The 24,159-nt window shown below is 29.3% G+C and carries 25 protein-coding genes, 3 tRNA genes and 1 other RNA gene; 2 read left to right on the forward strand and 27 right to left on the reverse strand.

The annotated features are described in order from the left end of the window. Positions 1 to 47: 47 nt before the first annotated feature. From ACYQ44_RS00755 to ACYQ44_RS00825, 15 genes are all read right to left on the reverse strand, one after another. Entirely contained in the window at positions 48 to 776 is a 729-nt protein-coding gene (locus ACYQ44_RS00755; protein WP_459994569.1) for an ABC transporter ATP-binding protein, read from the reverse strand. Beyond that, positions 760 to 1,602 carry an ABC transporter ATP-binding protein gene (locus tag ACYQ44_RS00760; protein WP_459994570.1) on the reverse strand — a complete coding sequence of 281 codons (843 nt, stop codon included), beginning with the start codon at positions 1,600 to 1,602 and terminating at the stop codon, positions 760 to 762. Before ACYQ44_RS00760 ends, ACYQ44_RS00755 begins: the two co-directional genes overlap by 17 nt. Further along, complete coding sequence (locus ACYQ44_RS00765) at positions 1,599 to 2,687, reverse strand: branched-chain amino acid ABC transporter permease (protein WP_459994571.1); 1,089 nt, start codon at positions 2,685 to 2,687, stop codon at positions 1,599 to 1,601. The genes ACYQ44_RS00760 and ACYQ44_RS00765 overlap by 4 nt, the downstream gene beginning before the upstream one ends. A 4-nt stretch (positions 2,688 to 2,691) precedes the next feature. Then, positions 2,692 to 3,600 (reverse strand): branched-chain amino acid ABC transporter permease, encoded by a 909-nt coding sequence (locus ACYQ44_RS00770; protein WP_459994572.1) that lies wholly within the window; start codon positions 3,598 to 3,600, stop codon positions 2,692 to 2,694. 61 nt (positions 3,601 to 3,661) lie between these two features. After that, positions 3,662 to 4,768, reverse strand: a complete 1,107-nt coding sequence (locus ACYQ44_RS00775) for an ABC transporter substrate-binding protein (protein ID WP_459994573.1) — start codon at positions 4,766 to 4,768, stop codon at positions 3,662 to 3,664. 198 nt (positions 4,769 to 4,966) lie between these two features. Next, entirely contained in the window at positions 4,967 to 5,974 is a 1,008-nt protein-coding gene (locus tag ACYQ44_RS00780) for a 6-phosphofructokinase (RefSeq protein ID WP_459994574.1), read from the reverse strand. Between the two features lie 12 nt (positions 5,975 to 5,986). After that, positions 5,987 to 7,966, reverse strand: coding sequence for a sodium-translocating pyrophosphatase (locus ACYQ44_RS00785; RefSeq protein ID WP_459994575.1), 1,980 nt, complete (start codon positions 7,964 to 7,966; stop codon positions 5,987 to 5,989). Between the two features lie 165 nt (positions 7,967 to 8,131). After that, complete coding sequence (locus ACYQ44_RS00790) at positions 8,132 to 8,563, reverse strand: hypothetical protein (protein ID WP_459994576.1); 432 nt, start codon at positions 8,561 to 8,563, stop codon at positions 8,132 to 8,134. Next, a complete protein-coding gene (pth, locus tag ACYQ44_RS00795) occupies positions 8,553 to 9,134 on the reverse strand; it encodes an aminoacyl-tRNA hydrolase (protein WP_459994577.1) in 582 nt (193 codons plus the stop codon). The genes ACYQ44_RS00790 and pth overlap by 11 nt, the downstream gene beginning before the upstream one ends. A gap of 3 nt (positions 9,135 to 9,137) precedes the next feature. Further along, positions 9,138 to 9,755 carry a 50S ribosomal protein L25 gene (locus tag ACYQ44_RS00800; RefSeq protein ID WP_459994578.1) on the reverse strand — a complete coding sequence of 206 codons (618 nt, stop codon included), beginning with the start codon at positions 9,753 to 9,755 and terminating at the stop codon, positions 9,138 to 9,140. Between the two features lie 30 nt (positions 9,756 to 9,785). After that, the gene (locus tag ACYQ44_RS00805; protein WP_459994579.1) at positions 9,786 to 10,742 is read right to left on the reverse strand and encodes a ribose-phosphate pyrophosphokinase; all 957 of its coding nucleotides are present in this window, start codon (positions 10,740 to 10,742) and stop codon (positions 9,786 to 9,788) included. Between the two features lie 4 nt (positions 10,743 to 10,746). Next, the gene (glmU, locus tag ACYQ44_RS00810; RefSeq protein ID WP_459994580.1) at positions 10,747 to 12,096 is read right to left on the reverse strand and encodes a bifunctional UDP-N-acetylglucosamine diphosphorylase/glucosamine-1-phosphate N-acetyltransferase GlmU; all 1,350 of its coding nucleotides are present in this window, start codon (positions 12,094 to 12,096) and stop codon (positions 10,747 to 10,749) included. Between the two features lie 69 nt (positions 12,097 to 12,165). Continuing rightward, positions 12,166 to 12,723 (reverse strand): Holliday junction branch migration protein RuvA, encoded by a 558-nt coding sequence (gene ruvA / locus ACYQ44_RS00815; protein ID WP_459994581.1) that lies wholly within the window; start codon positions 12,721 to 12,723, stop codon positions 12,166 to 12,168. Continuing rightward, positions 12,723 to 14,039 (reverse strand): bifunctional folylpolyglutamate synthase/dihydrofolate synthase, encoded by a 1,317-nt coding sequence (locus ACYQ44_RS00820; protein ID WP_459994582.1) that lies wholly within the window; start codon positions 14,037 to 14,039, stop codon positions 12,723 to 12,725. Before ACYQ44_RS00820 ends, ruvA begins: the two co-directional genes overlap by 1 nt. A 1-nt stretch (position 14,040) precedes the next feature. Further along, positions 14,041 to 16,659, reverse strand: a complete 2,619-nt coding sequence (locus ACYQ44_RS00825; RefSeq protein WP_459994583.1) for a valine--tRNA ligase — start codon at positions 16,657 to 16,659, stop codon at positions 14,041 to 14,043. 125 nt (positions 16,660 to 16,784) lie between these two features. Between ACYQ44_RS00825 and ACYQ44_RS00830 the strand changes: the two genes are divergently transcribed. After that, positions 16,785 to 17,198: a hypothetical protein gene (locus ACYQ44_RS00830; protein WP_459994584.1), complete on the forward strand. Its 414-nt coding sequence runs from the start codon at positions 16,785 to 16,787 to the stop codon at positions 17,196 to 17,198. A gap of 10 nt (positions 17,199 to 17,208) precedes the next feature. Then, entirely contained in the window at positions 17,209 to 18,009 is an 801-nt protein-coding gene (locus tag ACYQ44_RS00835) for a DUF4895 domain-containing protein (RefSeq protein ID WP_459994585.1), read from the forward strand. A 30-nt stretch (positions 18,010 to 18,039) separates the two neighbouring features. On the opposite strand, the gene rplT is transcribed toward ACYQ44_RS00835, so the two are convergent. The 12 genes from rplT to glnA all read right to left on the reverse strand — a co-directional run bounded on the left by rplT (position 18,040) and on the right by glnA (position 24,106). Then, complete coding sequence (gene rplT / locus ACYQ44_RS00840) at positions 18,040 to 18,396, reverse strand: 50S ribosomal protein L20 (RefSeq protein ID WP_459994586.1); 357 nt, start codon at positions 18,394 to 18,396, stop codon at positions 18,040 to 18,042. A gap of 33 nt (positions 18,397 to 18,429) precedes the next feature. Further along, positions 18,430 to 18,624, reverse strand: a complete 195-nt coding sequence (locus tag ACYQ44_RS00845; protein ID WP_459994587.1) for a large ribosomal subunit protein bL35 — start codon at positions 18,622 to 18,624, stop codon at positions 18,430 to 18,432. A gap of 18 nt (positions 18,625 to 18,642) precedes the next feature. Continuing rightward, on the reverse strand, positions 18,643 to 19,167 hold the full coding sequence (gene infC / locus ACYQ44_RS00850) for a translation initiation factor IF-3 (protein WP_459994662.1): 525 nt from the start codon (positions 19,165 to 19,167) through the stop codon (positions 18,643 to 18,645). A gap of 181 nt (positions 19,168 to 19,348) precedes the next feature. Then, positions 19,349 to 19,424 (reverse strand) — tRNA-Lys (locus ACYQ44_RS00855). A gap of 15 nt (positions 19,425 to 19,439) precedes the next feature. After that, positions 19,440 to 19,515, reverse strand: a tRNA-Trp gene (locus ACYQ44_RS00860). Positions 19,516 to 19,530: 15 nt separating this feature from the next. Further along, positions 19,531 to 19,604, reverse strand: a tRNA-Gln gene (locus ACYQ44_RS00865). 52 nt (positions 19,605 to 19,656) lie between these two features. Then, positions 19,657 to 20,457, reverse strand: a complete 801-nt coding sequence (locus ACYQ44_RS00870; protein ID WP_459994588.1) for an ATP-binding cassette domain-containing protein — start codon at positions 20,455 to 20,457, stop codon at positions 19,657 to 19,659. Beyond that, positions 20,448 to 21,227 (reverse strand): energy-coupling factor ABC transporter ATP-binding protein, encoded by a 780-nt coding sequence (locus ACYQ44_RS00875; protein ID WP_459994589.1) that lies wholly within the window; start codon positions 21,225 to 21,227, stop codon positions 20,448 to 20,450. Before ACYQ44_RS00875 ends, ACYQ44_RS00870 begins: the two co-directional genes overlap by 10 nt. After that, complete coding sequence (locus ACYQ44_RS00880) at positions 21,227 to 21,829, reverse strand: class I SAM-dependent methyltransferase (protein WP_459994663.1); 603 nt, start codon at positions 21,827 to 21,829, stop codon at positions 21,227 to 21,229. Before ACYQ44_RS00880 ends, ACYQ44_RS00875 begins: the two co-directional genes overlap by 1 nt. A 118-nt stretch (positions 21,830 to 21,947) precedes the next feature. Continuing rightward, complete coding sequence (locus ACYQ44_RS00885) at positions 21,948 to 22,616, reverse strand: hypothetical protein (protein ID WP_459994590.1); 669 nt, start codon at positions 22,614 to 22,616, stop codon at positions 21,948 to 21,950. A 21-nt stretch (positions 22,617 to 22,637) separates the two neighbouring features. Further along, positions 22,638 to 22,737, reverse strand: an RNA gene (gene ffs, locus ACYQ44_RS00890) — signal recognition particle sRNA small type. 43 nt (positions 22,738 to 22,780) lie between these two features. Beyond that, entirely contained in the window at positions 22,781 to 24,106 is a 1,326-nt protein-coding gene (gene glnA, locus ACYQ44_RS00895) for a type I glutamate--ammonia ligase (RefSeq protein ID WP_459994591.1), read from the reverse strand. Positions 24,107 to 24,159: the final 53 nt, after the last annotated feature.

Below are 24,159 nucleotides of genomic sequence, written 5' to 3' on the forward strand. Positions count from 1 at the left end.
CAGCTCCTAAAAAGGAGCTGTTGCCCTTTACTATGGAGACGACGGCATTAAGCCATACCTAGGTAGGCTTTTTGTACATTTTCATCTTTTAATAATAAATCAGAGTCATTTTCTAAAATAACTTTTCCTGTTTCTAAAACATAACCATAATGAGATATTTTTAATGCTTGAGCCGCATTTTGTTCTATCAATAATATTGTTCCTCCGTTTTCATTTATTATTTTTATTATGTCAAAGACTTCAGAAACTAAAACAGGTGCTAATCCTAAAGAAGGTTCATCTAACATTATTAAATCAGGTTTACTCATTAATGCCCTGCTTATAGCAAGCATCTGTTGTTCGCCACCAGATAGTGTTCCTCCTAATTGTTTTAATCTTTCTTTTAATCTAGGAAATAAATTATACACCCAGTTTAAATCTCTTTCTATTTCTTCTTTATCTGTTCTGTTGAATGCACCCATCATTAAATTTTCATATACTGTAAGATTTGGAAAAATTCTACGTCCTTCTGGAACTAAAGCAATTCCCATTCTATTAATTTCATGTGGAGCTTTTCCAGAGATATTATTATTTTTATATATTATTTCTCCTGATTTAGGTTTAACCATACCAGCAATTGCAGAAAGAGTAGAGGTTTTTCCAGCACCATTTGCTCCAATTAATGTTACTATTTTCCCTTTAGGAACCTGAATGCTAATTCCTTTTACTGCATGAATAGCCCCATAATATATATTTAAATTTTTTATTTCGAGAACAATATCATTCTGCTTTGACATCTTTCCACTCCTCTCCGAGGTAAGCTTCAATGACTCTTGGATTTTTTTGTATGTCTTCAGGTTTTCCCTCAGCTATTATTGCTCCATAATCTAAAACTAATATTCTTTCACATACCCCCATAACAACTTTCATATCATGTTCTATTAATAGTATTGAAAGATTAAAATCATTCCTAATTTGACGAATGAAATTCATTAACTCTTCTGATTCCTGAGGATTCATCCCAGCGGCGGGTTCGTCTAATAATAAAACTTTAGGATGCGTAGCTAGAGCTCTAGCAATTTCTAATTTTCTTTGTAATCCATAGGGTAAAGATGATGCCTTTTCCTCAGCTAAATGAAGTAACCCTACTTTTTCTAAAAGAAGAAGACCTTCTTTAATCATTTCCTTTTCTTTTTTTAGATATCCAATTTTAGTTAATGCTTTTAAATACCATAAGAAAGAACTACCTTTAGGCTTTTTCCCGTGCTTTTTCAATATTTTATCAACATCAGAATTAGATAACATATGATGTTGAGCAACTATAACATTTTCTAAAACAGTCATATCTTGGAATAATCTTATATTCTGGAATGTTCTTGATATTCCAAGATGTGTGATTTCATGAGGTTTAAACGGTGTGATGTCTATTCCATCAAATATTACTTTACCTTTTGTTGGAATATAAATTCCAGTTATAACATTAAAAGCTGTAGTTTTTCCGGCTCCATTAGGTCCGATTAATCCAAGTAATTCTCCTTCATATAATTGATTATGAAAATCATTTACGGCTATTAAACCTCCAAATTGCATTGTAATATGGTCCATTTCTAATATTTTTTTCATTCAGCTTCACCTTCTTTTTTCATGTATATGTCGACTAAAGATTGTTTTTTGACATTTATACCAAATAATTTTAGAAATTTCTCCCAAGAAAATTCAGCTCTTCCCATAATTCCTTTTTGCCAGAATATCATGATGAAAATGAAAATAGCTGATATAACAAGCATTCTCATTCCTGGAATACCAGGTACATGAATTCCAAATATATCGAAAGGTTCTTCCAAAGATCTTAAATATTCAAACATTAAGGCAAAAACACCAGCACCAATTATAGAACCTGTAATACTTCCTAATCCACCAAGAACAACCATAATTAATACATAAAAGGTTAATAATGGACCAAAAGTAGTAATTCTTGGATCTATTGTAGTTAGCCAATGTGCATAAAGAGCACCTGAAATACCAGCAAAAAATGCACCAAATACAAATGCCATTAACTCATGTTTGAAAACATTAATTCCCATGGATTCTGCAGCAATTGAATCTTCTCTGATAGCTATTAGCGCACGACCATATGAACTTTTTATTAAACTAATAATAGCAATTAAAGTTATTAAAAGCCAACCCCAAGCCCAATAAAGATTGGTATAATTGGGCAATCCTTTTAAACCCAATGGCCCATTTGTAATGCTTATAACATTATTAGCTAATACCCTGGCGATTTCAGCAAATCCTAAACTCGCTATAGCTAAATAATCACCAGATAATTTTAAAGTAGGCCATCCAATTAAAAATGCGAAAATTGCAGCAATTACTCCACCAGCTAACGTTGCCACTAAGAAATTTGCGTGTAAATTAAGTAACCACGGTTGAATTGGAACTATAATGTATGAAATTTCTTTTTGAAACGGTTCAAGTGTTAATAAAGCAGAAGTATAAGCGCCTAATAATACAAATCCTGCATGACCTAAAGAAAAAATACCAGTTATACCATTAATTAAATTTAAACTAACAGCCATTATAGCGTATATAGGAATAAGCATAAAAATCCTTAAGGTGTAATCACTAAAATGACCTTGAGCATAATATAAGAATAGAGTAAATAGAATAATAAATATTATAGTTAGAGTATAATTTAATTTCTTCATGCTATCACACCTTTACTACGGACTTTTTACCTAATAGTCCATCTGGTTTTATCAATAGAATAACTATAAGAATAATAAAGGCAAAAGCATCTCTATATCCTGCAGCACCAGGCATTAAGGCTACTAAGAATATTTCTAGTAATCCTAGCATAAATCCACCTACTACAGCACCAGGTATAGAACCAATCCCACCTAAAACAGCAGCAATAAATGCTTTTAAACCGGGCATAAAACCCATATATGGTTGTACATTAGGATATCTCATTGCCCACATAATTCCACCTGCTGCGGCCATAGCAGATCCTAAAGCAAATGTAAATCCTATAACCATATCTACGTTTATTCCCATTAAAGAAGTTGTGGGAATATCAGAAGAAATAGCTCTCATAGCCATTCCAATTTTTGTTCTGTAGACTATCCAGAACAAAAGTAAAAATAGTAATGCAGTAATTAAAAATACAATAAAGGTTAATACTGGTATTCTTGCACCTCCAATATTCCATGTTTTATCTAACATCCATCTGTTGTTTTCATTGAAAACTGCAGTAAATGATTTAGGAACTGCCCCGAAAACAACAACAGCAAAACTTTCTAAAAAGAAACTCATCCCAATAGCAGTTATTAAAGCAGAAATTCTTGGAGCATTCCTTAAAGGTTTATATGCAATTCTATCTATTAAAAATCCTAAAATAGAAGCTCCTAACACACCAATAACAACTGACAATAATAATGGTGCACCAGCTAAAGAAGCATATAGTGCAAAATAAACACCCATCATCATAATATCGCCATGAGCAAAATTAATGAGTCTTAATATACCATAAACCATAGTATAACCAACAGCTAAAAGTGCATATAATCCACCAAACATAATCCCATTAAAGAGATTTTGTAGAAAAATAGAACCACTCAATGCCGACACCTCCATTTTTTTAAAAAATCCCCGGAGTTTTCCGGGGATCTATAGATTTTAATTATTCAGCTGCAGGATTTATAGTTGTTACATATGTAAATTCACCATTTTTAACCATATCAATAACAACAGATTTTTCTGCATCCCCGTTTTTGTTTATTGTAATTAAACCAGTAGCACCTTCAAAGTTTTTTACTTGTCTTATAGCTTTTGCTATAGCTTCTGGATCTGCTTTTCCAGCCATTTCGATAGCTTTTCTCATTACTAAGTATGCATCAAAACCTAAAGCATGCATTGCACCTGGTTCTGCACCATATTTTTCTTTGAATTTCTCAACAAAAACTTTTGTCATTTCTGTAGCTGCACCTTTTGGATGGAAGTGAGTTGTATAATATAAACCTTCTACAGCTTCTCCTCCGATTTTAATTAATTCTGGAGCTTCTGCTCCATCACCAGCTAAAATAGGTCCATTAAATCCTAACATTCTTGCTTGTCTTGCGAATAATGAAATTTCTGGATAGTAACCTGTTATATATAATACATCAGGGTTTTTGTTTATTGCGTCTGTTAATTGAGCACTAAATTCTTGGTCGCCAGTTTTAAAGAATTCGATGAAATAATTTCCGCCTAATTCTTGAAATTTCTTTTTAAAGAAATTTGCTAAACCAACGCTATAATCTTGTTCAACATCAATAAATACAGCAGCTTTTTTGGCATTTAGATTTTTAAATGCAAATATAGCAGCAGCAGCTCCTTGATAAGGGTCAATAAAACATACACGAGAAACATATTTTTTTCTATTTGTTACCAATGGATTTGTTGAAGAAGAAGTTAACATAGGAATATGTTTTCTTTCTGCAACAGCTCCACCAGCTAATGAATGGGCACTAGCAACTTCTCCAATTATAGCTACAACTTTCTCTTTGTCGATAACCCTACTTACAGCATTAGCGGCTTCTGTTTTCTCGGATCTATTATCTACTAATACCAAATCAATCTTTTCACCTAAAACTTCAGGATACATTTCATGGGCTAATTCTATACCTTGCCAACTCATTTCACCAAAGGCTGCTATACCACCTGTCATTGGTAATACAACACCAACTTTAATATTAGCGAATAAAACTAATGAAAAAACTAAAACCATTGCCAAAAATAATTTCTTCATAGAATCCCTCCCTATTCAAATTTAAATATTGTAAAAACTTGGTTATATTTTACTATATTTTAATATATATGTCAAGTATGAAAAAAAATTCATATTATTTATTAACATTAGAAAATGATTATTAACTTTGCAAACTAAATATATACGTGATTTTAATATAAAAAAAAAGCCCGACCGGGCTTTTTAATGTTGAAAGTATTAGAAAAATATTTTTGCCATTTCATAAATTCTAGAATCAATTTCTTTGTTTTCTAATAATTTTGGTGAAAATGGGACATCAGAAATTTCAAAACCTTTTAATGCTAATGCTATATTAACTTTACCTTTTTTTATATATTCAATGGCTTTTGTTGAAAACATTGTCGCAATTAATCTATCAAATGATACTGGAGTTCCACCTCTTTGCATGTAACCTAAATTTACATTTCTACATTCAACTCCTTCAATATTTTCTTTTATATATTTTGATATTATATCGGAGGGAGTGCTATCTGGTGAATTTTCTTGAAATAATTTTAATCGTTCAGATAATTTACATTTTTCTTGTACTACTACTATTGAGAATTTTTTACCTTCATCATATCTCTTTTTAATATTTTCAATTAATTTATCAGGATTAAATTTAATTTCTGGAATTAGAATATAATCAGCACCACCTGTTAATCCTCCAAGAGTAGCTAACCAGCCTGCTTCATCTCCCCCAACTTCAACAACAATAACTCTATGTCCCGCACTTGCTGTAGAATGTAAAGCATCTAATGTTTTTGTAACAGTTTCCAATGCAGTAAAGAAACCTATACTAAAATCAGTCCATGGTAAATCATTATCAATTGTTGCAGGTATAACTATTGAAGGCATTCCTTCATCAGATAATTTAAGGGCAATTTCCGTTCCAGTATGACCACTCATAATTACAAAAGCTGTAATTTGATATTTTTCAAAATTTTCTTTTAATTTGAGCAAATTATCTGGATTTTTTGTTGGATCAAATTTAGATGAACCTAGAATTGTACCTCCTCGCTCTAAAATTCCAGAAACATGTTCTTTTGTCATAATAAATACTCTATCTTCAATAAAACCTTTAAAACCATCATATACACCCATTACTTCAATATCTTCGATAGCAGCCTTTCTAACAATAGCTCTAATAGCACTATTAAGACCTGGACAATCTCCACCAATATTCATAATTGCAATTCTTTTCATTTTGATCCCCCTTTATTCAAAAATTTTTATTAAAATAGGAATTATAACTATGGATACTATAGACATAAGTTTTATTAATATATTAATTGCTGGTCCGGCGGTATCTTTAAATGGATCACCTACTGTATCTCCTACAACAGCAGCTTTGTGTGCATATGTGCCTTTTCCGCCAAAATGCCCTTCTTCAATGTATTTTTTTGCATTGTCCCAAGCACCTCCAGCATTAGCCATAAATATTGCTAACATAACTCCAGAAACAGTCGTTCCAACTAACATGCCAGCAACAGCTTCTTTTCCTAATAAAAAGAACATTATAATTGGCATAAAAACAGCTAATAGTGATGGTAAAACCATTTTTCTTAAAGCTCCCTTTGTAGCAATGGAGACACAAGAAGAATAATCAGGATCAGCTTTTCCTTCCATTAAACCAACTATTTCTTTAAATTGTCTTCTTACTTCTTGGACCATGATTTCAGCAGCATCTCCAACAGCTTTCATAGCCATTGAAGAAAATAAAAATGGTAACATTCCTCCAATTAATGCACCAATAAAAACTTGGGATTTAGATAGATCTATGATATCTAAATTGGTAACTTTGGTATATGAAGCAAATAATGCAAGAGCTGTTAAAGCAGCTGAACCAATAGCAAATCCTTTACCAATAGCTGCAGTTGTGTTTCCAACGGCATCTAATTGGTCAGTTCTTTCTCTAACAGATGGATCTAATTCCGCCATTTGAGCTATTCCACCAGCATTATCCGCTATAGGTCCATAGGCATCTATAGCTAAAGTTATTCCTAATGTAGAAAGCATACCAACACCAGCTAAAGCTATCCCAAATAATCCCATAAGATTGTAAGAAATAATAGTAGCAAAAGATATTAATAAAACTGGAATTGCTGTAGATTCCATACCAATAGCCATTCCGCTAATTAATAGAGGAGCTGAACCACTAACAGCGCTTTTTGCAAGTGATTTAATTGGTTGCTTTGCAGTGTAATATTCTGTAACATTCCCAATGATCATTCCAGTAAGCATACCTAAAAATATCACGAAAAATGGATTTATAGTTTTTAAAAATGATAAGGATAAGATTAAAACGCCTATAAGTGTTAATCCATTTGCTATGTATGTTCCAAAATGCAGAGCTTTTGAAGGATCAATATCTTCTTTATTTTTTAAACTATAGTTAAAAATTAAAATTCCTATTATTGCAGATAATATTCCTATTGAAGCAACTAAAAATGGAAATATTCCTCCTTTTTCATTAAAGACTAATATTCCTAAAGCGGAAGCAGAAAAAATAGATCCTACAAAAGATTCATATAAATCTGCTCCCATTCCAGCAACATCACCGACATTATCACCGACATTATCAGCTATAACAGCAGGATTACGTGGGTCATCTTCAGGGATGCCTGCTTCAGTTTTACCAACCAAATCCGCTCCAACATCTGCGGCTTTGGTGAAAATTCCTCCCCCAACTCTTGCAAACAATGCAACTAAAGAAGCTCCCATGGCATAACCACTCATTGCTATAGTGTCTCCATTGGTTAAATAATATATTAAACCTAACCCAAATAGTCCAAGAGAGGCTACAGTCATACCCATTACAGCACCGCCATTAAAAGCTATTTTCAATCCCTTGCTTATAGAATCAATTGCACCCTGAGCAGTTCTTGTATTAGTTTTTGTGGCAATACTCATACCAAAAAAACCTGCAGCTACAGATAATGTAGATCCAAGAAAAAATGATAACGCCATTTCCCAACTATTAGAAAAACCTAATAAAATAAAAATAATAAGAACAATAATATACAATATTTTATACTCTGAAATTAAAAAAGCTTTTGCTCCTGTTTGTATGGCTCCAGATATTTTTTGCATTTTCTCATTACCTGGAGAATTTTCCAATACTTTAAAAGTAAGAAATACTGTAAAAATAATACCAAATAAACCAAATATAATTCCACTTAAATTCAGAATTTGCATCTAAACCCACCCCTTTGCATTATTTTAATTTTATTATATCATAAATATTTATATGTTGACAAAAACATTTTTCTAAAATTTAGAGTAAATCATTTTTTGCTAAAGAAATAGTATAAGAACATATTTGAAAAAATTCGGTCAAAAAGACCGAATTTAAATATATTTTTATAATAGTTTTTTAATTTCATTTATTATTTTCTCTATAGCTTTTATTTTTTCTTTATCAAATTCTTCTAAAGCTTTTTTATATTCATTTTGCCAATAATCTAAACCTCTTTTTATAATAGCTTGAGTATCTCGTAACGCGGAATTGTCATCATCGATAAAAAGCATTCTTTTAATAGAAATTGGAAGCTCTATTAAGATTCTACCTTTAATATTTTTTAATTCAATATTTTCTTTTTTAAAAGAAAAATTATTTTTAAAAAATACTTTTGTATTATATACTTTTAAAATTTTCTTATTGATAGGTGAAATATGGAATTTTTCAATATTTTTCATACAGTTATAGCAATATCCCACTTGCTTTTCAATGCCATCATAATCAAAGATTTGAATAATTTCAGCATTATTTTTTTTGCATAAATCACATTTCATTGTCTTCATCTCCAGCTAAATATTTATTATTGAATTTATTCATAGCTTCTGTTATTTTTCCTTTTATAATTAAGTCAATAGCAGGAGTAATTTTATCTATTACTTTATTAATTTTATAATATTCTTCATTTGAAAATTCACTTAAGACATAATCAGCGAGATCCATATGTTCCGGTTTAGGACCAATACCAACTCTGATTCTTGGAAAATCTGTACTTTGCAAAATAGATATTATAGATTTTAAACCATTGTGCCCACCTGCAGAACCATTTGGTCTTATTCTTATTTTTCCAAGCTCCAAAGCTACGTCATCATATATAACTATAATATCTTCAGGATTAAAATTATAATTTTTCAATTCAAAAAAAATCTTACCACTTAAATTCATATAAGTTAGGGGTTTTATTAACAAAATTTCATTGTTATAATATCCTTCAAATGTTCTTTTTTCTATTTTTTTAAAGTTATTTTTATTTAATTCATAATATCTGTCAATAACCAAAAACCCCACGTTATGTTTTGTAAAAACATAACGTGGGCCAGGATTTCCTAATCCAATTATTATTTTCATAGATTAAGCTTCTTCTCCCTCTTCTTCGGCTTCTTCTGTTGTTTCTTCAATTACAGAACCTGCTCTATGGATAGAAACTACAATTTCTTCAGGATCTAATAAAACATCAATAGATTCTGGGATATTTAAATCTTTTACTGTTAAATGTTCATTTACATCTAAGTTTGTAATATCAACAACAAATTTTTCTACAATATCTTTTGGTAATATCTCAACAGGTAATTCATGATGAACGATGTCTAACATACCGCCTCTTGATAAACCTTTAGCTTCACCTGTATATTCTATAGGAATGTTAAGGTGCATTTTATGACCTTCTGCAGGTACATAAAAATCTGCATGTATAGGTTTATCAGATACTTTATGTCTTTGAATAGTTTTTAAGAAAGCGGTAACTTTTGATGTTTCGCCGGTAGAATTTTCAATATTTAATTGAATAGGTGTTGTTTCTTCAATCTTTTCGATCATTAACAAAACATCAACAACAGGAACTTTTAAATGAATATTTCCTTCTAAACCAGGTCCGTAAACTACAGCTGGGATAAAACCTTCTTTCTTTACATGATTTGCTTTCTCGCCTTCTTTTCTTTCAATAGCGTTTAGTTGATATACTTTTGCCATTTGAATCCCTCCTATATAAATAAATTATTTTTATTTGAATAGTATGCTCACAGACAAGTTATTTTTAATTCTTGCAACTGTTTCTCCTAATAATGATGCAACAGATAATACATGAAATTTATCTGGCAAATCATTATGATATATTGTATCTGTAACATATATTTTTTCAATTACTGAATTTTGTAACTTTTCTTTTGCATTTTTGGAAAGAACGCCATGAGTTGCGCAAGCAATAACTTTTTTAGCGCCCTTCTTCTTTAGCATTTCGGCAGCTCCAACGAGTGAACCACCAGTATCAATTATATCGTCAAAAATAATTGCAGTTTTTTCTTCGACATCACCAATTATATTTACTATTTCAGCAACATTATCTTTTGGTCTTCTTTTATCAAGAATTGCTAAAGGTAAATTTAATTTTTCTGCTAATTTTCTAGCTCGTTTAACCCCACCAACATCTGGAGAAACAACAACAGAATCTTTATCATTAAAATCATCGCATTCATTTTTAAAATAGTTAACAAAAACAGGGAATCCCATTAAATTATCAACAGGAATATCGAAGAAACCTTGTATTTGTTCTGCATGTAAATCGATTGTAACAATTCTTGTTGCGCCAGCAACAGTTAATAGATTTGCAACCAATTTAGCTGAAATAGGATCTCTTCCTCTAGCTTTTCTATCTTGTCTAGCATATCCAAAGTAGGGTATAACTACAGCAATAGTTTTTGCAGATGCTCTTTTTAAAGCGTCTATCATAATTAATAATTCCATTAAGTTGTCATTTACAGGATATGATGTAGATTGTATAACAAAGGTATCAATTCCTCTAACTGTTTCACCTATTCTTAAATTAACTTCTCCATCAGCAAATCTTTTTAATTCAATTTCACTTAATCTAACTCCTAAATATTGAACAATCTTTTCTGATAATGATTGATTCGAACTACCTGAAAAAATTTTAATTTCGTGGGCCATTGAAAAAGGCATTTTTTTACTCTCCTTTCTCCCTCTTTTTAAATACCCAATTTTCTTTGTTTATTTGTTTAGCTCTACCTAAAGCTAAAGCACCTTTTGGGATATTTTCTGTAATTGTTGAACCTGCACCAATTAAAACATCATTTTCTATAGTTAAAGGAGCAACTAAAGCTGAGTTGCTTCCTACAAAAACTCTATCTCCAATAACTGTTTTATGTTTGTTCTTTCCATCATAATTACATGTTATTGTTCCTGCACCTATATTGACATTTTCTCCTATTGTTGCATCTCCTATATAAGTTAAATGCTGAGCCTTTGTATTTTTGTTGACAATGGTTTTTTTAGTTTCTACAAAATTCCCAATTTTAACATTATCTTTTAAAATAGTTCCAGTTCTTAATCTTGAATATGGCCCAACGGAAACATTGTTTTCTATAACAGCGTCTTCGCATTCTGAACGTAGTATTTTAACATTGTTTCCAATTTTACAATTAATTAATCTTGTCATAGGTCCAATCTCACAATCTTCACCTATTATAGTATCTCCAAAAATAAATGTCATTGGGTGTATTATTGTGTCTTGCCCTATTTTTGCTTCAGGAGAAATATAAGTAGTATCAGGATCAATTATTGTAACACCATCTAACATCAATTGTTTTAAAGTTCTATTTTTCATTATTTTTTCAGCTTCAGCTAATTGAATTCTATTATTTATTCCCAATATTTCGGAAAAATCGTTTAAGATATAAGTTTCTATATTATTTAAATGTTTTGGAACATCAGTTAAGTAATATTCACCTTGATTGTTGTTAGGTTTTATTTTTGATAATCCTTTTAATAATTTGTCACCTTTATATATAACAAAACCAGAATTTATTTCTTTTATCTTTTTTTGTTCTATAGAGCAATCAGCTTCTTCAACAATATCGATTAATTTATTATTTTCATCTTTTATAATCCTTCCATAACCTGTGGGATCATCTAATATAGCTGTTAATATTGTTGCATCAGCATTAGATGATATGTGTTTATTTATCAAATTTTTTAATGTTTTGTCAGTAATTAAAGGAGCATCTCCATATAATATTAAAATATTTTCATTATTTATAAAATCTTTTGCAGCCATAACAGCATGGCCAGTACCTAATTGTTTATCTTGATAAAAAATTTCTACATTTTCTGGAAGAATTTCTTTAACTAATTCACTTTTATATCCTAGAACGACACCAATTTTAGAAGGATTAAGCTTATTTGCAGTGTTAATAACCCAATTAATTAATTCCTTACCCATTATTTTATGCATTACTTTTGGATATTTTGATTTCATTCTTTTACCCAAGCCTGCAGCTAAAATCAAAACTCTCATAGTGCACCCCCGATATTCTTTTTCATATATATTTTAACATTATTTTCATTAATTAAAATTAAGATATTATCACAATTTCTTCAAAGCTTGTGTAATAATATTCTCTAATGATAAATTATCTATGTCCATATTTTTTAATATGTTAAAAATTTTATTTCTTTCAAATCCAAGAGCTTCAAGAGCGTCTAAAGCATCATTTAGTTTGTTACTATTTCCAGAAGAAATAAATGAATCAAATCTATTTTTTAATTCATTAGCAATTCTTTCAGCAGTTTTTTTACCAACTCCAGGTAATTTAGATAAGCCATTTATATCATTAGATGAAATCATAGCAGCTATATTCTCAGCGTCAGTACTTTGTAGGATTTTTATAGCACTTTTTGCACCTAATTTTGAAACTTTTTTTAGATTAATAAACATAGATCTTTCAAGATCATCATAAAATATATATAATGAAATATTTCTTTCATTTACGTCTAAAAAAGAATCAAATATATATTCTTCTTTTTCTTTGCAATTTTTTAAAATTCGATAAGTGGGTAAACTTTCAAAGAAGAAATTACCCACCTGAATTATCATTTCAGTAGTATTTAATTTGTTTATTAATCCTTTTATTTTTCGTATCATCAAATTTCCTCCAGATTAAGTATATAACCGCGTATTTTTCCTACTAAATATAAAGAACCTGTTACAAAGTAATAATCATATGGAACAGATAATAATCTATTAAAAGCTTCAATAGGATTTTGAATAAAAACAACATTATTAGTATAATTTTTAAATAAGTTATATACATTTTCTGGATTAGAGGAGCGTTTGTTAGGTACTTGAGTAACAATTAAGTAATCAAATTCATTAGCCATAATTTTAACCATTCCTTCAATATCTTTGTCATCTAAAATACCAATTAGTGCAGCCTTTTTAAAATTTTTAATATATGTTTTAATTGAATTTTTCAAAGCCAAAGCTCCAGAAATGTTATGAGCTCCCTCCAAAATAACATTCTTATTTTGATATTCAATTTGTTCAAAACGTCCTTCCCATATGAAATTTTTTAAAGCTTTTTTAGTTTTTTCAATATCAAGTTTTTGATTTTTCTTTTCAAAATAACTTTCTACAGCCATAATGGCTGTAGAAATATTATATGGTTGATATGCTCCATTAGCCTTGTAAACAATATTTTCAACTTTATTATAAACACTAGAATAATTTATTGAGTTCCAATTTAATGAAAAAGCAGGATTATGAAAATTGAAATCTTTACCAAATTCATAAATATTATTAATTCCTACCTCCTGAGCTCTTTCAAAGATAATTTTTTTAGAAGATTCATTTATTTTCCCTAAAACCACATTATTATCTTTTTTTATTATTCCTGCTTTTTCAAAAGCTATATCTTCTAAAGAATTTCCTAATAAATTAACATGATCATATTGAACTGTAGTAATAACAGATACATCTGAAAGTGCAACATTTGTTGCATCTAATCTTCCACCTAATCCAACTTCTAACACTGCGATATCAATATTATTTTTTGAGAAATATTTTAAAGCTAAAGCTGTAATTATTTCAAAAAATGATGGAGATAATTCTTCTTTTACAGTGTCCATTTTTTCAATTGGAATAATCATATCATTCAAAGTTTCAACAAATTCATTATCTTTTATAGGGATTCCATTTATTTTTATTCTTTCAGATATATGTGTTAAATGTGGAGAAGTAAATAATCCAACTTTTAATCCATGGGCTTTTAATATATCATGTATGGCACGAGAAGTGCTTCCTTTTCCATTAGTTCCTGTTATGTGAATAACGGGAAAATCCTTTTGAGGATTTCCCAATAATTCACATAATTTATTTATTCGTTCTAATCCATATTTTATCCTTGTTCCACCACGTCTGTCATATATATAATTAACAGCTTCTCTTAAATTAGAAATCATACTAATTTAACTCCTCTAATAATTTTTCTAATTTTTCAATCTGTTTTTTCACAAAAGTATGTTTTTCTTTAACCTCTTCAATAACCTCTTCAGGAGCTTTTGCCATAAAGTTAGTGTTATTTATTTTTTTATCATATTTTATAAATTCTTTTTCAAGTTTTTCTTTCTTTTTATTTAATCGCACTTTTTCTGCTTCAATATCAATCAATTCTCCTAATTTTACATAGGCTTCAATTGAATCATCAACATATGAAGTAGCTGATTTGTCAGGTTTTGAATCAACTTTGTTTAATTCTGTAACAAAAGCTAATTCTTTAATTAGCAATTGGTTTCTTTTAATCCAACTATCATCTTTTAATGCTTTATAAGCAATTTCAACTTTTTTGATTTGAGGTATATTTATTTCTGCTTTAACATTTCTAATTCCTTTTATAAATGCTTTGATCTTTTCAAATTCTTCTTCTTCATTTTCAAAAGCATATTTTTCAATATATTCAGGCCATTTTGCTGTTATTAAATATTTTTCCTCTGTAATACGTGGTAAATTTTGCCATAATTCTTCGGTTAAGAATGGCATAAATGGGTGTAATAATCTTAAAGAAGAATCTAAAACTCTGACTAAAACATTTTGAGCTACTTTTTTATTTTTTGATTTTAATCTATTTTTTACAGCTTCTATATACCAATCACAATATTCATTCCAGAAGAAATCATATAATGCCCTAGCTGCTATGTTAAATTCGTATTTTTTAAGAGAATTAGTAACTATATTTATAGTTTTATTTAGTTTAGAGAACATCCATTTATCTTCTAACTCCAACATTTCAGGTGAAAGTTCTATTTTCTCAAAATCATCCATATTCAGTAATACAAATCTCGTAGCATTCCAAATTTTGTTAGCAAATTTAGAATATGATTCAAATGCTTGAGGATCTAATTTAATATCCCGTCCTTGAGCTGCCAATATTGCTAATGTAAATCTCATAGGGTCAGCACCAAATTTTTCTATGATTTCTAGTGGGTCAATACCATTACCTAATGATTTTGACATCTTTCTTCCATGTTTGTCTCTAACTAACTGATGAATATATACATCAGAGAATGGTTTTTCATTCATGAACTTTTCGCCCATAACTATCATTCTAGCTACCCAGAAGAATATTATATCAAATCCAGTTACAAGTAAATCAGTTGGATAATATTTTTTTAAATCATCAGTTTGATTGGGCCATCCTAACGTTGAAAATGGCCATAGTGCAGAACTAAACCAAGTATCTAAAACATCTTCGTCTTGATGTATGTTTTTAGAACCACATTTTTGGCATGTGCTGATATCTTCTTCAGAAACATTAATATGATCACAATCATCACAATACCATACCGGTATTCTATGTCCCCACCATAATTGTCTAGAAATACACCAATCTCTTATTTCATTCATCCAATTTAGATATACTTTTTTCCATCTTCCGGGATAAAACTTTATATCAGCTTTTTCAACAGCATCAATTGCTTTTTCTGCTAATGGTTTCATTTTTACAAACCATTGATCTAATAAAAAGGGTTCTACAACAGTATTGCACCTATAACAATGTCCTACAGAATGTTTCATTTCTTCTATTTTTATTAAGAAGCCTTCTTTTTCTAAATCTTCAACAACAGCCTTTCTTGCTTCTTTTCTATCTAAACCAGCATATTTACCGCCGTTTTCATTTATTTTTGCAAATTCATCCATTATTTGAACTGTTTCTAAATTGTGTCTTTGCCCCATTAGATAATCATTTGGGTCATGAGCAGGAGTAACTTTTAAAGCACCTGTTCCAAATGATGGATCAACATACTTATCAGCAATTATAGGGATTTCCCTACCTACTAATGGTAATATAGCAGTTTTACCGACATAATCTTTATATCTTTCATCAGACGGATGGACAGCAATTGCAGTATCCCCTAACATTGTTTCAGGCCTTGTTGTTGCTATTATTATATAATTATCTTCACCTTTTATAGGATATTTAATATGGTAAAATGCTCCATCTTCATCTTTATGTTCAACTTCTTCATCTGATAAAACTGTTCCACAGCTTGGACACCAATTTACAATGTATTTTCCTTTATAGATTAAACCTTCGTTATATAGTTCAACAAAAACTTTTCTAACAGCTTTATTTAATCCATCATCTAATGTAAATCTTTCCCTTGACCAATCAACAGAAGCACCAATAGCCATTATTTGTTTTTTTATATGATCTCTATATTCATTTGCCCATTTCCAAACTCTTTCTATAAATTCATCTCTTCCATATTCCTCTTTCCTTTTTCCTTCACTTTTTATTAAGAACTTTTCAACAACATGTTGAGTCGCAATACCTGCATGATCTTCACCAGGTAGCCATAATGTATCTTTCCCTTGCATTCTATTAAAACGAGTTACTATATCCTGCAAAGATATATTTAATGCGTGTCCCATGTGTATTTTTCCTGTTATATTTGGTGGAGGTATAACCATTGAAAATTTCCCATTTCCTTCTCCCTTTGCTTTAAACAATTCATTATCAATCCAAAATTTATACCATTTTGTTTCAATTTCGTTTGGTGTATATCTTTTACCAATATCCATGCTTTTACCTCCTAAACGATTATTGTTTATACAATTATACTTTAATGATGTTAATAATTCAAGGGATATTTTGATAATTTTATAGAAAAATAAATGGGGGTGATATTATTAATGATAAAATAACAGTGAAACAAATATTAATATTAATATTAGCAGCTATATTGACAACAATATTAATTCTATCATTTATATATATTTTTTATTTAAAAGATTTATTTAAAATAAATCTTAATGACGAAGAGTGTATAAATATTATAAAAAATAGTTCTTTTTATGGGTATCCAGATAAGAAAATAGGTCCATATTTCGAAAAATTTTTTTCAAATACAAAATGGTATTGTTCAAGATATTTAAATAAAATAAATGTTATATTTGAAGGTGATGCTTATTATTTTGGAAAATATGCAAGATTTAAAATTATTTTTGATGTAAAAAAGACAATTAAAACAGAAACTATTCAACCTATAGAATATACAGCAGATGGAGAAAAAATACTTTATACAGATTTTCTTAATTTGATAAATATGATATTTAGGTAGGTGACTATATGTGATTGAATTAGAAAATTTAAAAGAATTGAAAAAAGTTGCAATTGAGTATTTAAATGAAAAAAAAGATAAATTAGCTGATGAATATGATCATTTAATATTTTTTTCTATTTTTGATGTCAATAACAAGTTTCCAAGTTTAAATATCTTTTATAATAATGAAGGAAGATCTTTTTTATCCTTATTACCTGGAAAACCATCAAAATATATGAGTACATTATATCCACAAAAAATTTATAATAAAGATATAGACTTTTTAAAAAATGAATATCTCAATTTGGCAAAAAAATATAACAAAAAATTGAATGTTAATATAAATATGGGGATATGTCAATCTCCATTTGTAATACCTAGCTATTATATTAATGGAAATGAAAGTTTAATAAAAAGGTATATATTATCAGAAAAGATAAAAGGTATTAAATATATTTCTTTGTATAAAGAGATTGATGAAAAATTATTAGATTTTATTTTAGATTCATACAATTCATGGTATTATGAAGGGATATTTTTATATTATACATCTAATGAAATCCATTTAGTTTTTGAAATTCCAGAAAAATATGAAAATAAATCGTTGATAATTGAATTGGGAAAATTGGCAAAAACATATATTATGAAAAATAATGTATTCTTACTTGATTCCTATAAAATTCCGGATATGAATATAAAATTTCCTGTTTTGATGGTTTTAAAATCTAAGGTATGGGATCTAAAAGAATTTAATATTCAAGAGGTTTATGATGAGATATTGAATAAAATTAATGAATCTTATCTTTGTATAACAAATGTATTTAAATAATATTTGAGGCACCTTTAGGTGCCTCAAATATTATTTGGATAAAGCTTCTTTAGCTATATTTACATATTCTTTGAAAGCTTCATAATCATTTACTGCGAGTTCTGATAACATTTTTCTGTTAATAGTTATACCTGCAATTTTTAAACCGTGAATTAAATCGTTATATTTTAAGCCTTCGTTTCTAGCAGCAGCGTTTATTCTTGTTATCCAAAGTCTTCTGAAATCTCTTTTCTTTTGTTTTCTACCAGCATAAGCATATTTTCCTGATCTAAAAAATTGTTGTTTAGCTAATACATATCTTCTGCTAAGTGCACCTCTGTATCCTTTAGCAGCTTTTAAATATTTTTTTCTTTTTTTTCTAGCATGAACAGCTCTTTTTACTCTCATTTATAGACTCTCCTTTCAATTATTTATTATTTATTATTTCAATCCGAGTAATCTTTCTACTTTTTCGTTTAATCCTGTTGGAATATCTTTGTATTGATGTAATCTCTTCATTCTTTTTTTACCTCTTATTCTTGTGTTATGTCCAACATTTGATCTTCTCATTCTAATTTTTCCAGAACCTGTTACTTTGAATCTTTTAGCTGATGCAGAATGTCTTTTAGTCTTCATAATTAGTCCTCCTTTGAATTATTTTTTATTTTTTGGTGATAAAATCATATCCATGTCTCTTCCAGCCATTTTAGGTGCTCTTGTTACTTCAGCAATATCTTCAACGCTTTTAATAACCTTATTTAATATTTCCTTTCCTTTATCAGTAAACATTATATCTCTCCCTAAAAACATTACAACCACTCTTACTTTATTCCCATCTTCAAGGAAAGATTTAATTCTTCTAACTTTGGTATTGAAATCATGTTCATCGATTCTTAATCTGAATTTCATTTCTTTCAATACTTGTTTTTTTTGCTTTTTCTTAGCTTCCTTTTCTCTTTTTTCTTTTTCATACTTATATTTTCCATAATCCATGATTTTTGCAACTGGTGGATTAGAATTTGGAGCAACTAATACTAAATCGAGTCCTTCTTGATGAGCAAGTTGTAATGCTTTTTTTGTTTCCATTACTCCTAATTGTTCACCTGTGTTGCTAACCACTCTGACTTCTTTAGTTTTAATCTCCTCGTTTCTTAAGGTTGTATCTTTCGATTTCTTAATACTTATCCCTCCTATTCTTTCACTAAACAGTGATAAAAATAATTATATAAACAAAATGGGTGGAATACACTCCACCCATATATTTCCCTTATAAATATTACCCCTGACGGCTTATTACCCGAGGTGGGAAGCTACTGGGTGGCTTCCGCTTTACTCTTGTTGCATTAATATCTTTTCATAATGGTGGGCCATGCGGGATTCGAACCCACGGCCTACTGATTAAGAGTCAGCCGCTCTACCAGCTGAGCTAATGGCCCACTTACAAGAAAAAATGGCACGCCCGGAGGGACTTGAACCCCCAGCCTGCGATTTTGGAGACCGCCGCTCTACCAATTGAGCTACAGGCGTGTATCTATTTAACTTTGGCTGGGAGGGGAGGATTCGAACCTCCATAAGCGGATCCAGAGTCCGCTGTCCTGCCATTAGACGACCTCCCAAGACAAATAGTATTATAACATGAAAAATTCAATTAGTCAACGACTTTTCTTTTCAATAATGAAATATTTTTTCTAATTTTATATTATTTTTTAATGAACAGTAGTATAATTTCAGTTTCTCTGAGAAAACTATATTTTTTTTCTTTAATTCACTTTCACCTAGCAATATAAAATTATCAAAGGATCCTTTGTAACTTATTTGATTATTATGAATGTGTAGAACATTAGGTTTAAAAGTAATTAATTCATCTATCCAATGTGTTATGACAATAATTGTTTTTTCTATTTTTTGTAACTTTTTTATGATATTCCAAATTTTTTTTCGTCCATCATAATCTAAACCTACAGTAGGTTCGTCAAATATAATATACTTTGGATCATAAGATAATACAGAGGCTATAGCAACTCTGCGCATTTCTCCACCAGATAAAGAAAAAGGATTTCTATTTAAAAAACTTTTATTTAAACCAACTAAATTCAAAATATTAAAGAGATCATTTTGAGTTATATTTTTATTAAAATTTTTAGGAGCATAAGTAATTTCTTCCAGAACAGTTGGGAGAAAAAATTGATTTTCAGGATATTGAAAGACCATGCCAACTTTTTCTCTAACCATTTTTATATTGTTTTTTTGATTTTTAGTAGAGATACCATCTACAATTACATTTCCTTTTTTAGGAATAAGCAAACCGTTTAAAGTTTGGACAAGTGTTGTTTTTCCAGATCCTGTTTTTCCTAAAATAACCCACATTGAGTTTTCTTCAATTTTCCATGATATATTTTGTAAAGCTATTGATTCAAAAGGGGTTCCTTCAGCATAAATATATGAAATATCATTTATTTCTATAGGCATATATTTCTCTCCAAATTCTCTAATGATTTACCAGTATATTTTTTTACAATTTTTTCAAAAGGAATTTCGACATTAAATTTTTTATTTTCTGACCATTCATAAAATTTTTCTTTATCATCATAAAATACAATTTTTCCATTATCTAATGCCAATATTTTATCAACAAATCTTAAATCATTTGCATGATGAGAAGCTATTATAATAGTTTTACCAATATTAATAAGATTTTTAATAACTTTGTATATTTCTTCTCTTCCTTCTGGATCGAGCATTGTTGTGGGTTCGTCCATAAGGATGAAGTCTGGTTGCATTGCAAGCATAGAAGCTATAGCTAATCTCTGTTTTTGACCGCCAGATAAAGTATTTGGATCTTTTTTTTCTAAGCCAATTAAGTCGGTAACATTTAAAGCCCAATTTATTCTTCTTTTCATTTCATTTCTGTCTAATCCGAGATTTTCTAATCCAAATGCAATATCTTCTTCTACTGTAACGCCAACAATTTGATTTTCTGGATTTTGAAATATATAGCCAACATGTTTTTTTAGAAACAATAGAGATTTTTCATTTTTAAAATCAATTAAATCATTATATAAATAAATTTGACCATTTTTAGGAGTTAAAATACCACATAATAATCTTAATAATGTTGATTTTCCACTTCCATTAGAACCAACCAAACCGATTGGTATGTTTTTTTTAAAAGATAAGCTAATATTATTAAAAATATTTTTATTATTATAATCAAAAAAAATATTTTTTGCTTCTAACATTATTCTTTCACCGACTTATAAATACGTATACCGCCTTTTTTAGCTACTTCAGAAACATTTCCAAATATTTTTTTCATATAATCTTTAATTCTACTTCCCCCTTTGTTATGAAAGGCTACTAATTGTAAAGACCCTTCGCTATTTAAATGTTCAAATGCACCTTCTATTAGATTCATCCATACTTTTTTTCCAGCAACAATAGGTGGATTTGAAATAATTTGATCGAACTTTTCATTTTTCCATGGTTCAAACAAATATCCTTGTCTAATATCGGCAAAAATGTTATTGTCTTTTGCATTTATTTTAGAAAATTCTACAGCTCTATTATTTATATCGCTCATGTATATATCTATATGAGGATATTCTTTTTTTAAGGTTATACCAATAACACCATAACCACAACCAATATCTAATATTTTTTTACCATTAATTTCTACATGTTCTATCAAAATTTGGGTGGCTTTATCTATTTCTTTTTTTCCGTATACACCTGAAGGTGCTTTGAATAGAAAAGTATGCCCGTTTTTAAGATTAAGAGTCAACTGCCTTACTGTTAATTCGGATTCAGGATTTTCTATATAATAATGTTGAAATTTTTTCATTTTTTTCTTTTCTTTTTTCTTTTCTTTTTTTTCTTTTTTGTATAGGATAATTATCTCTTCTGGAGTTAAATCTTGTAAATCCTCAGGACCAAAAATTTTTTCATTTTTTTCTCTCATTTTATTCCTCCTGTTTAATCAAATCATTTAAAGTCAATAATACACCAAAATTATAGTTATTTTTAAATTGATATAATGTTAAGCCATTAGGAAAACTAATATAATTGGTTCCGAAATTGAAAAAAATATTTATTTTATTATTATTATTTATAGGGAATTCATAGTTTAAACCCAATGTAATCATTGGTGAATCATCGAAATTTGCCATAAATGAGGGTAATTTAGTGATAATATCAGATGATTTTACCCAATTACCAACTTTTAAGTATAATGAAAAATAAAATCTAAGATTATTAATATTTGAGGATATTCCTGTAAAAAATCCGTTATTTCCAATATTTGATGTTGTTGAATCTGAGGAAGCATTTAATTCGTTAAAAGAATTCCATAAACCAGAATAAATTTCTATTTTATTAAGGTTAATTCCAATACTTGCTGATATATAATTATTCAATTGAGGGTTGTTCAAATTGAAATCAGTAGTTAAGTTGTAATTTATATAAGTCTCATTTTTATTATAAGATAGTCCAAAAGTTGGATAACCGGCTTTTAAAGTTATGTTATTTAAAGGAGTCTCTAAAAATATTCCATCTGAGTAAATCCCAAGATTGATAGAAAAATAAGACATGGTTATTAATAAAAAAAGTGATAATAACATTTTTTTTTGCATAAAAATCCCCCTTAAATTAAAGATGGCTGGGCACCCCCGCGGCACACAGGAAGTACCGCTTATGGCTGCTCCCTTCCGGGCCTGACCAGGTTCGCGGGTTCCCGTTGCGCGGGACCCAGCCATTAGTAGGTCCCTAGAACCAAGGATATTATAATAGAAAAATGTTACATAATCCATAAATATTTATTAATTTCCCAATCAGTTACATTAATAGAATATTCTTTCCATTCATTTTCTTTTAATTTTATATATTTATCGAAAATATGTTTTCCAAGGACTTCTTTTAAAAGATCGTCTTTTTTTAGCTCTTCTATAGCTTCTTTCAAATTTGTTGGTAGATGATCTATCCCAACTTTATCTCTTTCTTCTGGAGACATATTATATATATTTGAAATTACAGGTTTTGGTGGTTCTATTTTATTTTCTATGCCTTCTAAACCAGCTGCGAATAAAGAAGCTAATAATAGATAAGGATTTGCTGTTGGGTCAGGACTTCTTACTTCGATTCTAGTACCTTTTCCTCGAGAAGCGGGAACTCTTATTAATGCGCTTCTATTACTTGGAGACCAAGCTATATTTACAGGTGCTTCATAACCAGGAACTAATCTTTTATAACTATTAATAGTTGGATTTGCAATAGCAGTTATTGCTTTGATATGTTTTAAAACACCACCAACAAAATATTTTAAAGTATCGCTTAATTCGAATTCTTTGGTGTTATCATAAAAAGCATTTTTCCCATCTTTAAATAAACTTAAATGAGTATGCATTCCAGAACCATTTTCTCCAAAGAAAGGTTTGGGCATAAAAGTAGCATGTAATCCTCTTAATAGAGCTATTGTTTTTACAACTAATTTAAATGTTTGTATATTATCTGCAGTTTTTAATGCTTCATCGTAAGTAAAGTCTATTTCATGTTGTGATGGAGCAACTTCGTGATGAGAAGCTTCAACGTTTATTCCCATGTCTTCTAAAGCGAGAACTATATCTTTTCTTGTTTCTTCACCTTGATCAATAGGTAATAGGTCAAAATATCCGCCATGATCTAAAAAAGCTAAAATAGGTTTATGAGTTTTTTCGTCTTTAGGTAACAAGAAAAATTCTGGTTCTGGTCCAACATAAGCAGAAAACCCTTTTTCTTTTAATTTATTAAGAACAAGTTTTAATCTATATCTTGGATCTCCTTCAAATGGCAGTCCATTTGAATTATAAACGTCACATATTATTCTTGCAGATTTATAACCTTTATCAGTCCAGGGATAAATTGCAAATGTTGAAGGATCAGGCTTTAAATACATATCAGATTCTTCAATTCTAACAAATCCCTCAATAGAAGAACCATCAAACATTGTTCCGTTTTCAAATGAGTTTCTTAATTCATCCCATGGGATTTCCACATTTTTTAATAGCCCGTTAATATCAGTGATTTGTAATCTAATGAATTTAATTTTTTCACTTTCAACCAATTTCAAAATTTCTTCCCTCTCCACAAAATCACCCCCTATAAAAATATAGAGAAATTATATCATAAACTTAGAAAAAA

Source organism: Marinitoga arctica (assembly GCF_054657315.1).

Coding starts and splice junctions, on each gene's coding strand:
- ACYQ44_RS00755 (WP_459994569.1), bottom strand. CDS start 776: ATGTCAAAGCAGAATGATATTGTTCTCGAAATAAAAAATTTAAATATA.
- ACYQ44_RS00760 (WP_459994570.1), bottom strand. CDS start 1,602: ATGAAAAAAATATTAGAAATGGACCATATTACAATGCAATTTGGAGGT.
- ACYQ44_RS00765 (WP_459994571.1), bottom strand. CDS start 2,687: ATGAAGAAATTAAATTATACTCTAACTATAATATTTATTATTCTATTT.
- ACYQ44_RS00775 (WP_459994573.1), bottom strand. CDS start 4,768: ATGAAGAAATTATTTTTGGCAATGGTTTTAGTTTTTTCATTAGTTTTA.
- ACYQ44_RS00780 (WP_459994574.1), bottom strand. CDS start 5,974: ATGAAAAGAATTGCAATTATGAATATTGGTGGAGATTGTCCAGGTCTT.
- ACYQ44_RS00785 (WP_459994575.1), bottom strand. CDS start 7,966: ATGCAAATTCTGAATTTAAGTGGAATTATATTTGGTTTATTTGGTATT.
- ACYQ44_RS00790 (WP_459994576.1), bottom strand. CDS start 8,563: ATGAAATGTGATTTATGCAAAAAAAATAATGCTGAAATTATTCAAATC.
- pth (WP_459994577.1), bottom strand. CDS start 9,134: ATGAAAATAATAATTGGATTAGGAAATCCTGGCCCACGTTATGTTTTT.
- ACYQ44_RS00800 (WP_459994578.1), bottom strand. CDS start 9,755: ATGGCAAAAGTATATCAACTAAACGCTATTGAAAGAAAAGAAGGCGAG.
- ACYQ44_RS00805 (WP_459994579.1), bottom strand. CDS start 10,742: ATGCCTTTTTCAATGGCCCACGAAATTAAAATTTTTTCAGGTAGTTCG.
- glmU (WP_459994580.1), bottom strand. CDS start 12,096: ATGAGAGTTTTGATTTTAGCTGCAGGCTTGGGTAAAAGAATGAAATCA.
- ruvA (WP_459994581.1), bottom strand. CDS start 12,723: ATGATACGAAAAATAAAAGGATTAATAAACAAATTAAATACTACTGAA.
- ACYQ44_RS00820 (WP_459994582.1), bottom strand. CDS start 14,039: ATGATTTCTAATTTAAGAGAAGCTGTTAATTATATATATGACAGACGT.
- ACYQ44_RS00825 (WP_459994583.1), bottom strand. CDS start 16,659: ATGGATATTGGTAAAAGATATACACCAAACGAAATTGAAACAAAATGG.
- rplT (WP_459994586.1), bottom strand. CDS start 18,396: ATGAGAGTAAAAAGAGCTGTTCATGCTAGAAAAAAAAGAAAAAAATAT.
- ACYQ44_RS00845 (WP_459994587.1), bottom strand. CDS start 18,624: ATGAAGACTAAAAGACATTCTGCATCAGCTAAAAGATTCAAAGTAACA.
- ACYQ44_RS00870 (WP_459994588.1), bottom strand. CDS start 20,457: ATGCCTATAGAAATAAATGATATTTCATATATTTATGCTGAAGGAACC.
- ACYQ44_RS00875 (WP_459994589.1), bottom strand. CDS start 21,227: ATGTTAGAAGCAAAAAATATTTTTTTTGATTATAATAATAAAAATATT.
- ACYQ44_RS00880 (WP_459994663.1), bottom strand. CDS start 21,829: ATGAAAAAATTTCAACATTATTATATAGAAAATCCTGAATCCGAATTA.
- ACYQ44_RS00885 (WP_459994590.1), bottom strand. CDS start 22,616: ATGCAAAAAAAAATGTTATTATCACTTTTTTTATTAATAACCATGTCT.